The 13682-nt window shown below is 65.5% G+C and carries 12 protein-coding genes, 1 tRNA gene and 2 pseudogenes; 8 read left to right on the top strand and 7 right to left on the bottom strand.

Features of this window, described 5'->3' with window-relative positions:
* Positions 1-17 precede the first annotated feature (17 nt).
* Both ACVW1C_RS08820 and ACVW1C_RS08815 read right to left on the bottom strand, forming a co-directional pair.
* Positions 18-1685 carry a bifunctional metallophosphatase/5'-nucleotidase gene (locus ACVW1C_RS08820; protein WP_456758086.1) on the bottom strand — a complete coding sequence of 556 codons (1668 nt, stop codon included), beginning with the start codon at positions 1683-1685 and terminating at the stop codon, positions 18-20.
* Between the two features lie 76 nt (positions 1686-1761).
* Positions 1762-2523, bottom strand: a complete 762-nt coding sequence (locus ACVW1C_RS08815; RefSeq protein WP_456758085.1) for a crotonase/enoyl-CoA hydratase family protein — start codon at positions 2521-2523, stop codon at positions 1762-1764.
* Positions 2524-2927: 404 nt separating this feature from the next.
* Between ACVW1C_RS08815 and paoA the strand changes: the two genes are divergently transcribed.
* Genes paoA through paoC form a run of 3 tightly spaced genes read left to right on the top strand, consistent with a single transcriptional unit; the run spans position 2928 to position 6741 of the window.
* Positions 2928-3569 carry an aldehyde dehydrogenase iron-sulfur subunit PaoA gene (gene paoA, locus ACVW1C_RS08810; RefSeq protein ID WP_456758084.1) on the top strand — a complete coding sequence of 214 codons (642 nt, stop codon included), beginning with the start codon at positions 2928-2930 and terminating at the stop codon, positions 3567-3569.
* Positions 3566-4516 (top strand): FAD binding domain-containing protein, encoded by a 951-nt coding sequence (locus ACVW1C_RS08805; RefSeq protein ID WP_456758083.1) that lies wholly within the window; start codon positions 3566-3568, stop codon positions 4514-4516. The genes paoA and ACVW1C_RS08805 overlap by 4 nt, the downstream gene beginning before the upstream one ends.
* A 17-nt stretch (positions 4517-4533) precedes the next feature.
* The gene (gene paoC / locus ACVW1C_RS08800) at positions 4534-6741 is read left to right on the top strand and encodes an aldehyde oxidoreductase molybdenum-binding subunit PaoC (protein ID WP_456758082.1); all 2208 of its coding nucleotides are present in this window, start codon (positions 4534-4536) and stop codon (positions 6739-6741) included.
* Between the two features lie 27 nt (positions 6742-6768).
* On the opposite strand, the gene ACVW1C_RS08795 is transcribed toward paoC, so the two are convergent.
* A complete protein-coding gene (locus ACVW1C_RS08795; protein WP_456758081.1) occupies positions 6769-7497 on the bottom strand; it encodes an alpha/beta fold hydrolase in 729 nt (242 codons plus the stop codon).
* Positions 7498-7611: 114 nt separating this feature from the next.
* Entirely contained in the window at positions 7612-8175 is a 564-nt protein-coding gene (locus ACVW1C_RS08790; RefSeq protein WP_456758080.1) for a DinB family protein, read from the bottom strand.
* Between the two features lie 128 nt (positions 8176-8303).
* Between ACVW1C_RS08790 and ACVW1C_RS08785 the strand changes: the two genes are divergently transcribed.
* The 3 genes from ACVW1C_RS08785 (at position 8304) to rpsU (ending at position 9911) form a co-directional block, all read left to right on the top strand.
* A complete protein-coding gene (locus ACVW1C_RS08785) occupies positions 8304-8456 on the top strand; it encodes a hypothetical protein (protein ID WP_456758079.1) in 153 nt (50 codons plus the stop codon).
* Positions 8457-8575: 119 nt separating this feature from the next.
* Positions 8576-9322, top strand: a complete 747-nt coding sequence (locus tag ACVW1C_RS08780) for a VOC family protein (RefSeq protein WP_456758078.1) — start codon at positions 8576-8578, stop codon at positions 9320-9322.
* A gap of 292 nt (positions 9323-9614) precedes the next feature.
* A complete protein-coding gene (gene rpsU, locus ACVW1C_RS08775; RefSeq protein ID WP_092124744.1) occupies positions 9615-9911 on the top strand; it encodes a 30S ribosomal protein S21 in 297 nt (98 codons plus the stop codon).
* Here rpsU and ACVW1C_RS08770 read toward each other — a convergent pair.
* Together ACVW1C_RS08770 and ACVW1C_RS08765 are read right to left on the bottom strand one after the other, a co-directional pair.
* The gene (locus ACVW1C_RS08770; RefSeq protein ID WP_456758077.1) at positions 9908-10390 is read right to left on the bottom strand and encodes a hypothetical protein; all 483 of its coding nucleotides are present in this window, start codon (positions 10388-10390) and stop codon (positions 9908-9910) included. The two genes, rpsU and ACVW1C_RS08770, sit on opposite strands and share 4 nt — an antisense overlap.
* 208 nt (positions 10391-10598) lie before the next feature.
* Positions 10599-12378, bottom strand: a pseudogene (locus ACVW1C_RS08765) (acyl-CoA dehydrogenase).
* Between the two features lie 220 nt (positions 12379-12598).
* Here ACVW1C_RS08765 and ACVW1C_RS08760 point away from each other — a divergent pair.
* Together ACVW1C_RS08760 and ACVW1C_RS08755 are read left to right on the top strand one after the other, a co-directional pair.
* A tRNA-Gln gene (locus ACVW1C_RS08760) sits at positions 12599-12673 on the top strand.
* A 345-nt stretch (positions 12674-13018) separates the two neighbouring features.
* Positions 13019-13350 (top strand): annotated as a pseudogene (locus ACVW1C_RS08755) (thiaminase II/PqqC family protein); the annotation flags it as partial.
* Between the two features lie 11 nt (positions 13351-13361).
* Here the strand turns inward: ACVW1C_RS08755 and ACVW1C_RS08750 are convergent.
* Entirely contained in the window at positions 13362-13625 is a 264-nt protein-coding gene (locus ACVW1C_RS08750) for an MBL fold metallo-hydrolase (protein ID WP_456763024.1), read from the bottom strand.
* Positions 13626-13682 lie beyond the last annotated feature (57 nt).

Genomic DNA, 13682 nt, shown 5'->3' with positions numbered 1-13682 from the left:
TGTTCCATGCCCGCAATTCAATTGATCCGCTCGATCCGCTTTCCGGCCGCCGGGCCGACCGGGCTGTTGGCCTTGAAATAGGCATAGAGCGCATCGACGTCGTAGATGCCGAACTGCTGCGCCGTTCCTTCCTTGAACACCGTGAAGCCGTCGCCGCCCTCGGCGAGATAATTGTTCACGGTGACGCGGTAGCTCGCGGCCGGGTCGATCGGCTTGCCGTCGAGCAACATCCGCGCCGCGATGATGCGCGCGCCGTCGCCCTTGCTCGCATCCCACGCATAGGCGAAGCCCTTCGAGACCTGCAGGGCGCGCGGCCGTTTCGGGTCGGCCCATTGCTGCTCCAGCACGTCCTTGAGCTGCTTGCCGGTCAGCGTCATCGTCACCAGCTGATTGCGGAACGGCTGGCTGGCGAAGATGTCGGCATAGGTGACGGCGCCGTCCTCGCGCTTGACGATGTCGGTGCGCACGCCGCCGGGATTGGTGAAGGCGATCACCGCGCCGCCATTCGGCTCCGAGCTGGTGGCAAGCAGCTGTGCGTCGGCGACGATATCGCCGAGCGGGCTTTCGCCGGTCTCGGCCGGCGTGCGCGACAGCGTTTCCGTCACCGAGCCTGCCGCGCGGTTGGCGATCGGCGCGGCCAGCCGGTCGTAGGATTCCAGCAGCGCGCTCTGCTCGGGATCCTTGGCTGTGCCGCCGATCTTCACGATGGTGTTGTCGGCCTTGGCGCTGATCACGTCGTGGCTGTTCGGATCGAGCTGAAGGTCGATCGCGGTGACCAGCGTGCCGTATTTGTCGCCGGAGGTGACGAGCCGTCCGTCGATCTCGCAGACATAGGCCTGGTGGGTGTGGCCGGAGATCACGACGTCGACCGCGCGATCGAACTTCTTGACGATGTCGACGATCGGCCCCGAGATGCCGGGGCATTCATTATAGTCGCCGGTCGGAAAGCCGCCTTCGTGGATCAAGACCACGATCGCCTCGACGCCCTTCGCCTTTAGCTCGGGGACCAGCGCATTGACGGTCTCGGCCTCGTCGCGGAATTCCAGGCTGGCAACGCCGGCCGGCGATACCAGGTTCGCCGTGTTCTTCAGTGTCAACCCGATGAAGGCCACCGGTATGCCGTCGAATTGCTTGATCTCGTAGGGCGGAAACACCGGCTTGCCGGAGGCCTTGTCGATCGTGGAGGCGGCGAGATAGCGGAATTTGGCCCCCAGGAAGGGATGCGGCCCCTGGCATTTGTCGACCGGGTGGCAGCCGCCATTCTGCATCCGCAGGAGCTCGTCCTTGCCCTCGTCGAATTCGTGGTTGCCGACCGACGAGATCGCAAGCCCCATCATCGACAGCGACTCGATGGTCGGCTCGTCGTGAAACATCGCCGACAAGAACGGGCTCGCGCCGATCAGGTCGCCGGCCGCGACGAAGATGTTGTTGTGGCCTTCGCGCAGCTGCTTGACGACGGTGGATAATCGCTCGGCGCCGCCGGCGGGCACCATGATCTTCCTGGTCGCGTCAGCGGGATCGGTGATGCGGATGCCGCCCGGCGGCGGCCGCAGATAGCCGTGGAAATCGTTGATCGCGAGAATGCGCAGGCTCACCGGCGCTGTGGTCTGCGCCAGGCAGGGGCCTGCCGCGGCCAGTCCGAGTGCGCAGAGCGCGGCGAGGGGCGTAAGGCGGGGCTGTCTCATGACCTGTCCATGGCATGCACGATCATGGAACACACGATCATGGCGCGACGCCACTACAATTTTGCGACGCTTCGTCTCAATCCTTCGTGCGCGCCATGAAGGCCTTGAAGGCGCTGACCGCCTCGTTGGAGCGCATCCGCTCGCTGAACAGATGGTTCTCCTGCTCGATGCGGCGGGTGACGTCCTCGGGCGGCAGCCGGATCAGGCGTCGCGAGATCGCCACCGCCTCGGCCGGCAGCGCGCAGATCTCGCGCGCCACCTTGTGCGCCTCGACCTCGGCATGCCCCGGCGCCACCACGGTGTTGACGAAGCCGGCGACGCGGGCGTCGTCGGCCGACATGGTGCGGCCCATCACCAGCATCGCGAAGGCGCGCTGATGGCCCATCGTGCGCGGCATCAGCAGGCTGGAGGCGCCTTCCGGCACCAGGCCGAAATTGGAGAACGGCGTCGAGAACAGCGCGGCCTTGCTCGCCAGCACATAGTCGCAGTGAAACAGCATCGTGGTGCCGATGCCCATCGCGACGCCGTCGACGGCGGCGATGATCGGCTTCACATTGTGGGCCAGTGAATACAGGAACTTGACCAGGTCGGAGGCGGGCGGCGTCTCGCCGGCCGAGGTGCCCTGCGCGAGCAGGTCCTCGATATCGTTGCCCGCGGTGAACACGCCGGAGCCGCCGGTGATGATCAGGCAGCGGATCTTCGGATTGTTCTGCGCCTTGTCGATCGCACCGCTGATCGCGCGAAACATCTCCTGGGTGATCGCGTTCTTCTTCTCGGGCCTGCGCAGCCGGATCACGCGTGTGGCGGCTTCGTCGGTGACTATGACATGCGCGGTCATCAAGCAGTCCCAGAGTAAGCGGTCCGAGTGTCCGCCGGCAGCGTCGCCGGTGGAGGTCGTGACCGCTATCCTACATGATCCCGTGCAAGCCCCAAAGGCTCCAGCGCGTTCCGACCTGCTTTTCCACGTGGGTGAGCATGAGAGCGGCGCAATGCAGCTAACCGGAATCTCGCGATTCTAGGCAGGAGACGTTGGTCGTAGGCCGGAGACGCACGAGGTGCCGCGGGCGCGGCAGTCGCGCCATAATGGCGCACGTGGCCCGCCCCCAGCCGCCGTGGTGCTCGCGAGCTGTTTAACCTCCCGCGAGAAACATTCCGCCGCCCGCGGCATTCCCCTCAGCTGACAGGCCGAGCCGACCACGTCGTTGTCGTGGTTCCGCGTTCGGCCGACTGGAGGAGAGCGGCATGCAGATATCAGGACGTTTGGAACTATCCCGGCGCCATCTGTTGATTGTCGGAGCCGCCTCGCTGGCAGCGTCGTCGGTCACGCCGCCGCCCACTGCGGCCGCCCAATCTGCCCCGAATGGAGCGCCTGGAATGACAAAAGTATCGTTTGAGGTGAACGGCGAAACCCATCGGCTCGAGCTCGATACCCGGACCACGCTGCTGGACGCGCTGCGCGAGCACCTGCACCTGACCGGTACCAAGAAGGGCTGCGACCACGGCCAATGCGGTGCGTGCACGGTGATCGTCGATGGGCGGCGGATCAATTCGTGCCTGACGCTTGCCGTGATGCATCAGGGCGACGCGATCACGACGATCGAAGGTCTCGGCACGCCGGACGCGCTGCATCCGCTGCAGGCGGCGTTCGTCGAGCACGACGGCTACCAATGCGGCTATTGCACGCCCGGCCAGATCTGCTCGGCGGTCGCCGTGCTGGCGGAAGTCAAGGCCGGCATCCCGAGCCATGTCACGGCCGATTTGAACGCGCCGGTGCGATTGACCAATGCCGAGCTCCGCGAGCGCATGAGCGGCAACATCTGCCGCTGCGGCGCCTATTCCAACATCGCCGAGGCGATCAGCGAGGTCGCCGGGAGGAACGCATGAGATCATTCAGCTATGAGCGCGCCAGCTCGCCGGGCGCCGCGGCCGCAGCCGCCGCCGGCACTGCGAACGCAAAGTTCATCGCCGGCGGCACCAATCTGCTCGACCTGATGAAGCTCGAGATCGAGACGCCGGCGCATCTGATCGACGTCAACGGCCTTGCGCTCGACCGCATCGAGGAAACCGCGGACGGCGGTTTACGGATCGGCGCCCTGGTGCGCAACACCGATCTTGCGGCGGATCGGCGCGTGCGGCGCGACTATGGCGTGCTGTCGCGCGCACTGCTCGCCGGCGCCTCCGGCCAGTTGCGCAACAAGGCGACGACGGCGGGAAATCTGCTGCAGCGGACGCGCTGTCCGTATTTCTACGACACCAATCTGCCCTGCAACAAGCGCAAGCCCGGCAGCGGCTGCGCCGCGATCGGCGGCTTCAGCCGCCAGCACGCGGTGGTCGGCGCCAGCGAAGCCTGCATCGCGACCCATCCGAGCGATATGGCGGTGGCGATGCGCGCGCTCGACGCTGCGGTGGAGACCGTGCGGCCCGACGGCACCACGCGCAGCATTCCAATCGCCGACCTGCATCGTTTGCCCGGCGATAGCCCGGATATCGAGACCGTCCTGCAGCCCGGCGAATTGATCACCGCGGTGGTGCTGCCGAAGCCGGTCGGCGGCGCGCAGACCTATCGCAAGGTGCGCGACCGCGCCTCCTATGCGTTCGCGCTGGTCTCGGTTGCTGCGATCGTGCTGCGCGACGGCACCGGCCGCGTCGCGCTCGGCGGCGTCGCGCCCAAGCCGTGGCGGGTCGAGGCGGCGGAGGCGGAATTGCCCAACGGCGCCAAGGCCGTCACGGCGCGCCTGTTCGCCGATGCGAAGCCGACCAGGGACAATGCGTACAAGCTGCCGCTCGCCGAGCGAACCTTGGCGGCGGTGCTGCGCGAGGCCAGGGCTTGAGATGAGGGCTTGAGATCATGCGTTTCGAACATCCCGCGACCTTCAACCCGATCGACCAGCTCAAGGTGATCGGCCATCCGACCAGCCGGATCGAAGGGCCGCTGAAGACCACCGGCACTGCGCCCTACGCCTATGAGCGGCACGATGTCGTGGCGAACCTGGCCTATGGCTACGTTATCGGCTCGGCGATCGGCAAAGGCCGGATCGCCGCGATCGACCTCGCGGCGGCGAAGGCTGCGCCCGGCGTGCTCGCCATCGTCACGGCCGACAATGCCGGCAAGCTCGGCAAAGGCGAGCGCAACGCGGCGCGGCTGCTCGGCGGGCCCGAGATCGCGCATTATCACCAGGCCGTCGCCGTCGTGGTCGCCGGAACCTTCGAGCAGGCGCGTGCCGCAGCGCAGCTGGTTCGCGTCGATTACGTCAATGGTGACGGAAGATTCGATCTGGCCGCGGAGCACGACAAGGCCATCACCCCGAACCCGTCGTTCGGCGGCCCCGCCGATACCGCCGTCGGCGATTTTGCCGCCGCCTTCGCCGCGGCGCCGGTGCAGCTCGACGCCACCTACACGACGCCCGATCAGAGCCACGCGATGATGGAGCCGCATGCCTCGATCGCGGCATGGGATGGTGACAAGCTCACGGTCTGGACCTCCAACCAGATGATCGCCTGGGGCGCGGAGGACATGGCGAAGACGCTTGGCATCCCCAGGGAGAATGTCCGCCTGATCTCGCCCTATATCGGCGGCGGCTTCGGCGGCAAATTGTTCCTGCGCGCCGACGTGCTGCTCGCCGCGCTCGGGGCGCGTGCGGCCGGCCGTCCGGTCAAGGTCGCTCTGCAGCGGCCGTTGATGTTCAACAACACCACCCACCGTCTGGCGACGATCCAGCGCATCCGCATCGGCGCCGAACGCGACGGCAGGATCACCGCGATTGGTCATGAAAGCTGGTCCGGCAACGTCAAGGACGGCGAGCCCGAGATGGCGGTGAGCCAGACCCGCCTGCTCTATGCCGGCGCCAACCGGATGACGGCGACGCGGCTGGCGGCGCTCGATCTGCCCGAGGGCAACGCGATGCGTGCGCCCGGGGAAGCCTCCGGCATGATGGCGCTCGAGATCGCGATCGACGAGCTTGCCGAAAAGCTCAGTGTCGATCCGGTCGCGCTGCGGATCACCAACGACACGCAGGTGGACCCGGAGCATCCGCAGCGGCATTTCTCGCAGCGCCAATTGGTGCAGTGCCTGAACGAGGGCGCGGCGCGCTTCGGTTGGAGCAAGCGCAATCCGAGACCCGGCCAGGTCCGTGACGGGCGCTGGCTCATCGGCATGGGCGTTGCGGCGGCGTTCCGCAACAACCTCGTGACCAAATCGGCGGCACGCGTCCGTCTCGACCAGCAGGGAACCGTGACGGTCGAGACCGACATGACCGATATCGGGACCGGCTCCTACACCATCATCGCGCAAACTGCGGCCGAGATGATGGGCGTGCCGCTGGACAAGGTTGTCGTGCGGCTCGGCGATTCCGACTTTCCGGCGTCGTGCGGCTCCGGCGGGCAGTGGGGCGGCAACAATTCCACCGCCGGCGTCTACGCGGCCTGCGTCAAGCTGCGCGAGACGATCGCGCAGAAGCTCGGCTTCAATTCCGAAGAGGTGCTGTTCGCCGACGGCGTGGTCCGTTCCGGCAATCGCAGCGTGCCGCTGGCGCAGGCGGCCGGCGATGGCGATCTTGTGGCGGAGGATGCCATCGAGTATGGCGATCTCGCCAAGACCTATCAGCAATCGACCTTCGGCGCGCATTTCGTCGAGGTCGGCGTCGACGCCGACACCGCCGAGATCCGCGTGCGGCGAATGCTCGCGGTGTGCGCGGCGGGCCGCATCCTCAATCCGAAGGCGGCGCGCAGCCAGGTGATCGGCGCGATGACGATGGGCGTTGGCGCCGCGCTGATGGAGGATCTGGTGGTCGACAAGCGTCATGGCCTGTTCATCACGCACGACCTCGCGGCCTATGAGGTGCCGGTGCATGCCGACATCCCGCATCAGGACATGGTCTTCCTCGACGAGACCGATCCGATGTCCTCGCCGATGAAGGCCAAGGGCGTTGCCGAGCTCGGCATCTGCGGCGTCGCAGCCGCGGTCGCCAATGCGGTCTATAACGCTACCGGCGTGCGCGTGCGCGACTACCCGATCACGCTGGATAAGCTGCTCGCGCAGATGCCGGAGCCGGCCTAGCTGCCAGTCGAGCTCGTCTCAGTCTCTCTACGCACGTCCGACGAACGAGCGGATGCCGCGGCCGATCGCGGCGCCGTGGTCGAGCAGCGCGCCGAGGTGATCGCCGGGCACCGACATCGCATAGAGGCCGTTCTCCGCGGCAAAACGCTCCATCGGCGCATGCGGGCCGTCGTCCTGGCCGTTCCAGAGCAGCACCGGCACCCGCGAGGACAGCACGGCGTCCTTGGCGCCATCGACCTGACCGAGCGCGTCGAAGCAGGCGCGCACGCCGCCTTCGAGATCCGGCGTCACCCATTCGGCGAGCTGCGGCACCGTGCGGCGGGCGAAGGTGATGAAGGCGCCATAGGTCAGCGGGCCGGCGTTGCCGCGCGGCAATCCGGTAAGGAAATCCCAGCCGCCGATCGCCAGCGACGCCAATCGCGTCGGGAAAAATCTGGCCACGCCGACGGCGACCCAGCCGCCCATCGAATGCCCCACCACATGCGCGCGCTCGCCGCCGAGATCGTCGATTACCGCGACGATGTCGCCGGCACGCTGCGCCTGGTCGTAGAGCGCCGGATCGGCCGGCTTGTCGCTCAAGCCGTGCCCGAGCGAATCGACGCAGACGACGCGAAAGCGGTCGGCGAGTGCGTCGACCACGCCGCATTGCTTCCAGCTCGCGGCGTCGAGCAGCAGTCCGTGCTGCAGCACGATCAGCGGTCCGGATCCTTCGACGGTATAATGGATGCGCTGGCCCCGATGATTGGCAAAAGGCATTCGAAAGTTCCCCACGTTTCATCGACAGGTGAGCGTGGAGGGGGCCGGATTCAAGACCTTGTTCCGGATCGGGAACCCGATCGCGGGGACCTGGCGGTGGCGGAAACCTGGCGTTCAGCCGCCCCACACGGTGGCTTCGCTCCAGCCAAGGTCCTTGAACTCGGCCGCCCGCAGCGGGGCCTCGCCGGCTCCGAAGAATTCGTCGAGCTGCGGCGGCTTGACGGTGGTTTCGGAGAGCATGGCGTGGGCCTGGCCGCGATGATGGATCTGGTGCTGAAACAGGTGCATCAGAAGGCGGTCGCGCCGCTCGGTCTGCACCGAGCTGTCGCGATTGACATTGACGACGTCGTCGAGCCGCTCGGGCGTCAACGCGTCGCAGTGAACGATCAGGCGCTGGTCGATCGCACGCTGCGCAGGTCGCAGCTCTGCGACGGACGGGTAGGGCACCTCGTTCGCCCACGCTTTCGGCCCGAGCCAGCCGCCTTCGAGCGCATCGACGTAGAAGAGGTCGATGACATGGATGTGGTTCAGCGTCGCCTGTAGGCTTGGGAAGAACCCGGTCCGCGTGGCAGCAAATTCCGCCTGGCTGAGGCCGGCGCATGCCGTGAGCAGGCGATGATTGGCCCAGGCGTTGTTGTAAGCAAAGGCACGAAAGGTCTGAACGAGGCTTGCCGGCATATTGATCCTCACTGGATTGAATGGATCAGGCAGGCGCCGCGGCCGAGCGGCTCTGGTCGTAGCGCTACATCAAGCACAGAGCGTATATCGCGCCGGGTCGGGACGGGCTATTCGATCTCGTCAAGGGCTTGCTCGCGACGCTGCGCTATGAGAACCATGTCGGCGCGGCGAGCGGCGATTTCGTCATTCTGCACGGCCGGTTCAGCGGTCATGGTCTGCCGGCGGCATGGGTCGGCGCCGACATCGTCCGCATGGAGGGTGACGTGCTCGCCGAGCACTAGGACGTCATTCAGGATGAGGCGACGCGCGAACAGTCGCGCAGCGGACTGCCGATGTTTGGCAATCGCTTTCCCGGCTGAGCCGGCCCAGCGAGCGCGCACGGCGGCTGGGGAGACCGGACATGCAACTCGCAAAGAACGTGATCGACGTCGGCCTTTCCACCAACAATCTGGAGCCGATGCTGCGGTTCTGGCAGCAGGATGCCGGGCTTCGCTTCGATCATGTGCAACCGATCCGGCGCGGGCAGAAGCAATACCGGCACGACGCACATGGTTCGGTCATCAAGCTCAACCATCACATCGAGCCGCTGCCGGAAGCGGCGCCGAGCGGCTATCGCGAGCTGATCGTTGCGCGAGACGGCGTTGGAGCGCCGCAGCGCATGGCCGATCCCGACGGCAACGGGGTTTGCCTGGTGGCGCCCGGACATGACGGCATCACCCAAATTGCCGTTTCCATGGCCGTGCGCGACCTCGCCGCGCATCGCAAATTCTACGGCGATATTCTCGGCTTCGCCGAGCAATCCTGGTCGGGCGGTCCGGCATTTCGCCTCGGCGCGAGCCTGATCCTGCTCAGGGAAGATCGGGCCGCGACCGTCGATCAGGTTCGGGGCGCGCGCGGCTGGCGCTACATCACGCTCCAGGTCGCCGATATCGACGCCGTGCATGCCGGGCTGCGCGCCAAGGGCGTGCGCGAGGGCCTCGCGCCGGTCACGCTTGGCGAGATCGCGCGGATTTCCATGATCCTCGATCCGGACGGCAACTGGATTGAACTGTCCCGCCGCGCGTCGATCGTCGGCAGCCTGTCCGATCACTCGGGCCCGCTACCGTCTTCCGGCTACGATCTCGAACGCCTGAAGCGCGAGAGATAAATCCCGGAACTGGCAATTGTGCCTTGCATAGCTGAGATAAGTGTATACTTGTATACTATCGACTGGCCTTGAGCCTTGTAGATCGGTCCCAGGGGACCCTTTTTCAAAGACATCGTCGGATGAAAGGGAAGGCGCAGTGCTATCAGCACTGCGGCTGAAGCTTTCGTCACCTTGTTGATCGGCTGCCGTTTCACGGATGTACTGGAATGGCAGTGCGGCCCGCTCTGTCACCGATAGAGCGGGCATTCGTATTTGTGCGCTTGACGTGTCTTCTACCGCGAGAGGTGATCTGTTGCAGGTTCTTGTCAGGGACAACAATATCGACCAGGCACTGCGCGTTCTGAAGAAGAAGATGCAGCGCGAAGGCGTCTTCAGAGAGATGAAGCGGCGCCGCTCGTTCGAAAAGCCTTCGGAAAGAAAGATTCGGGAGAAAGCCGAGGCCGCGCGGCGAGCTCGCAAGCTTGCCCGCAAACAGGCGATACGGGACGGATTGATTGCGGCTCCGCCGAAGAAGCCCAGATTGCTGGCGCCGAAATTCCCGGCACTCAGTCAATTGGCGCCGCGAACCAGCGGCCCCCGAGAGAGTTAGTCCTCCGTACCGCAATCCTGTTGGAGGGAGCGTGCAAGATGAAGCAGCGACCTTATCGAGGCAATGGATGTCTCCAGGAACGCATCTCTGACGAACTCTGTCGTCGGCGAGCCGAAGACCGGGATGTTCGATCGAAGGACCAGGTGCGACGGCAGCGTGCGCAGGACCTCGCCGGCACGGCCATCAACGCCATGACAGATCATTCGGCCAGCCGGATCGATCAATCTGCCCGCAAGCATGATCTGCTGGACGGTCCCAGGGAGTTTCGCTCGTCTCGCCAGGATCGTTGACGGAACGGTCGTGCAGCTTCTTGCCTTGACTGCGAAACCGGTTGGCAGGCGACGGGAGTCCTGGTCGGTGCCGATGGCGGAAGCCCGATCACTGATTTGCCCGACGGCGCAAGCGCCCGCGGCAAAAATATTTCGCGTCATCAGAAATGCAAAGCCCGGACGATTCATGTCGCGAGAGCGCGAGTCCATGACTCCGCGGCCGCGCCACACATTCACTGTCGTCCCGGCGAAGGCCGGCACCCATAACCACGAATGTTGCTTGTTGCGCGACGTTGGAGCCACAGCTCTCTTCAACAACACGACCCTGTGGTTATAGGTCCCTGCTTTCGCAGGGACGACGATCGAGGATGTGGGCAATGCCACACATTCACCTGCGATGAGGGCGGCGGAAAGCGTCCTATCCCGCCAGCACCGCATCCGCGCCGGTCACCGCCTCGGCGCTCTCCGTCACCGTCTTCTCCAGCGACGGCGCCTGCACCGAGATGTTCTCGGCGAAGAAGCGCGCCAGTGCGACGTAGCGCTGCGGCTCGGCCTCGCCGTTCGCTTTCGCAGCCAGCGCTTCGCCGGCGAGCATGCAGCCGCCGAGCGTGGCGCCGAACAGCCGCAAATAGGGCGTCGCGCCGGCCAGCGCCTCGTTCGGCGCCGAGGCCAGCCGCTCGAGCAGCCATTTGCTGGTGCGCTCCAGCGCGGCATGGGCGTCGCGCAGTTTGGTGCCGGTGGTGCCGAACGCCGGATCGTTGGAGGTCTCGACCTGCTTGATGGTGGCGGCGAGCTCGTCGAGCAGCGCCCATACCGAGGCGCCGCCATTGGCGCCGAGCTTGCGGGTGACGAGGTCGATCGACTGGATGCCGTTGGTGCCTTCATAGATCGAGGTGATGCGGGCATCGCGGTAATGCTGCGCGGCGCCGGTCTCCTCGATGAAGCCCATGCCGCCATGGACCTGCACGCCGAGATAGGCGACCTCGTTGCCGATGTCGGTGGAGAACGCCTTGGCGATCGGGGTCAGAAGCGCGCCGCGTGCCGCGGCGTCTGCGCGCACCTTGGCGTCCTTGGCGCGCACCGAGACGTCAAGCGCGACCGCGGTGGCGTAGCAGATCGTGCGCGCCGCCGCCGTCATGCTGCGCATCTGCATCAGCATGCGCTTGACGTCGGGGATGCACGATGATCGGATCCATCCCGTCGCCCTTGTGGCCGACCGCTTTTCCCTGCCGGCGCTCCTGCGCATAGGCCAGGGCCTGCTGATAGGCGCGGTCGGCGATGCCGACGCCCTCGAGGCCGACGCCGAGGCGGGCCTGGTTCATCATCGTGAACATGCAGCGCATGCCCGCGTTTTCCTCGCCGATCAGAAAGCCGATCGCGCCGCCCTTGTCGCCCATGGTCATGGTGCAGGTCGGCGAGGCGTGCATGCCGAGCTTGTGCTCGACGCCGGAGGCATGGATGTCGTTGCGCTCGCCGAGCGAGCCGTCGGCATTGACCATGAATTTCGGAACCAGGAACAGCGAGATCCCCTTGGTGCCGGCGGGTGCATCGGGCAATCGTGCGAGCACGAAATGCACGATGTTGTCGGTCATGTCGTGCTCGCCATAGGTGATGAAGATCTTGGTGCCCTTGATGCGGTAGGTGCCGTCGGGTGCGCGTTCGGCGCGGGTGCGCAGCGCGCCGACGTCGGAGCCGGCGTTGGGCTCGGTGAGCTGCATGGTGCCGGTCCATTCGCCGGTGACGAGCTTCTCGAGATAGGTCTTCTTCAGCTCGGCGCTGCCATGGGCATCGAGCGCCTCGATCGCCGACAGCGTCAGCAGCGGGCAGAGGCCGAAGGCGACGTTCGATGCGCTCCAGATCTCGGTGCAGGCGGCGTTGATCGCGAGCGGCAGGCCCTGGCCGCCGAACGCTTCCGGTCCCGACACCGCGTTCCATCCCGCGGCGGTCCAGCGCTGATAGGCGTCGGGCCAGCCGGGCGCGGTCGTCACCTTGCCGTTGTCGAGCTTGATGCCGTGCTCGTCGCCGACCTTGTTCAGCGGCGCCAGCACATCGGAGGCGAACTTGCCGGCTTCTTCCAGGACGGCAGCGGTGATGTCGGCGTCGAAATCGCCGTAGTGGCCGGCCGCCACGGCGGCAGCGAGCCCCGCGCCATGATTGAGGGACAGCAGGATATCGTTGATCGGCGCACGGTAGGTCATGGCGTTACTCCCGACGAGGCGTTTGGAAATTGTCTTCCCATGAAACCAGCGGCCTCTCAACTGTCCGAGCGGACATCGTCCGGTCCGTTTCGGCCACCGCGGCGTCGCCCTATAATAAGGGTGTCGGCATCAACCTGCGGCTTTCCTGCCTTTTCGCGCGCCGCCCTGTTGAAAAGGCCGGACTCACCCTATAGACCGGCGTGGCCTTCGATCGGCGCGTTGGGGCGTAGCCAAGCGGTAAGGCAGCGGATTTTGATTCCGCCATTCGGAGGTTCGATCCCTCCCGCCCCAGCCAGAATTAAGACATTGATTTTGTTACTTTAATCGTTGCGGCTTCGGTCGCCTTTTCGGGGCATTTGGAAACGGATTTGCCCCGTCATTTGGAAATCTGTGCCTATTTTGTTTCGATGCCAGTGCGCGACGGTTGTCGAGTCGCGTCACGTGAGCGACGTTCAAATATCAGCTGTGAATGAAAATCGAATTGGCGTCGGGTCTTGCTACGACGCGTGCCGTTGTATCACGCCGTCACCGCTTGCCGCGCTCTGCTCAACTTGTTCGAGCTGCCTCCGCGCCAAAAGGTGCGCGCGACGTTTGCGCGTTGCCGCTAGAGCCCGCCGCGTCGTTTCCTTGGCGTAGCCCCGATCTGCTGGCACTCAAGGTGGCGCTTGCCCCTGCGTGATCGGGTACGCGGAGATCGCCACGCGGCTCGCCTCGCGACCGTATGCGAACGCTGCGACGAACCCCTATCGCGTTTGGATCGCCGAGTACGCCGGCAGGCCATACCAGGAGATCGCAGCAAAAGCGCGGGCGCACCTGGAGCATCTCGCCGATCTCTACGCCACGCCGGCCCGCGAGGCAGAGCTGATTGCGATCTTCAAGGAAGCCACCCGGCTCGAGGCAGACTTCCGGGAGATGGGCTGGCGCGCGGGAGTGTTGAATAAGCCTTCGGCAATCGTCAGGCTTATTACCTGAAGGTCATAGGTTCAAATCCTATCCAGCATTTCAACCAACTCGCGCACCGTTTCTCGCCCGGCGAGGGATTGCGTACGAACGGCGGCTTTTGACGAACTACCTCCGACGTGATCGGCATGGAGGTGGGTGAGATAGACCTCGTCGATCTGCTCGGGCCGGTAGCCGGCAACGGTCAGGTTCTCGACGAGATGGCCGCAGCAGTCTCCGTACAGGCCGCGCGTGCCGCTGTCGATCAGCACGGGCTTGCTCCCGGTGTTGATCAGGACAGCGTTGATCGAATCTTCCGCGGGGGCTGCAAGCCGGTCCGCTGCGAGACGAGATTCGGATTCGCC

Source organism: Bradyrhizobium sp. USDA 4011, from assembly GCF_054063415.1.
This window is presented reverse-complemented; position numbering and strand designations above follow the sequence as displayed.

Coding starts and splice junctions, on each gene's coding strand:
- paoC (WP_456758082.1), top strand. CDS start 4,534: ATGCGTTTCGAACATCCCGCGACCTTCAACCCGATCGACCAGCTCAAG.
- ACVW1C_RS08805 (WP_456758083.1), top strand. CDS start 3,566: ATGAGATCATTCAGCTATGAGCGCGCCAGCTCGCCGGGCGCCGCGGCC.
- ACVW1C_RS08790 (WP_456758080.1), bottom strand. CDS start 8,175: ATGCCGGCAAGCCTCGTTCAGACCTTTCGTGCCTTTGCTTACAACAAC.
- ACVW1C_RS08780 (WP_456758078.1), top strand. CDS start 8,576: ATGCAACTCGCAAAGAACGTGATCGACGTCGGCCTTTCCACCAACAAT.
- ACVW1C_RS08770 (WP_456758077.1), bottom strand. CDS start 10,390: ATGGACTCGCGCTCTCGCGACATGAATCGTCCGGGCTTTGCATTTCTG.
- ACVW1C_RS08815 (WP_456758085.1), bottom strand. CDS start 2,523: ATGACCGCGCATGTCATAGTCACCGACGAAGCCGCCACACGCGTGATC.
- ACVW1C_RS08795 (WP_456758081.1), bottom strand. CDS start 7,497: ATGCCTTTTGCCAATCATCGGGGCCAGCGCATCCATTATACCGTCGAA.
- ACVW1C_RS08820 (WP_456758086.1), bottom strand. CDS start 1,685: ATGAGACAGCCCCGCCTTACGCCCCTCGCCGCGCTCTGCGCACTCGGA.
- paoA (WP_456758084.1), top strand. CDS start 2,928: ATGCAGATATCAGGACGTTTGGAACTATCCCGGCGCCATCTGTTGATT.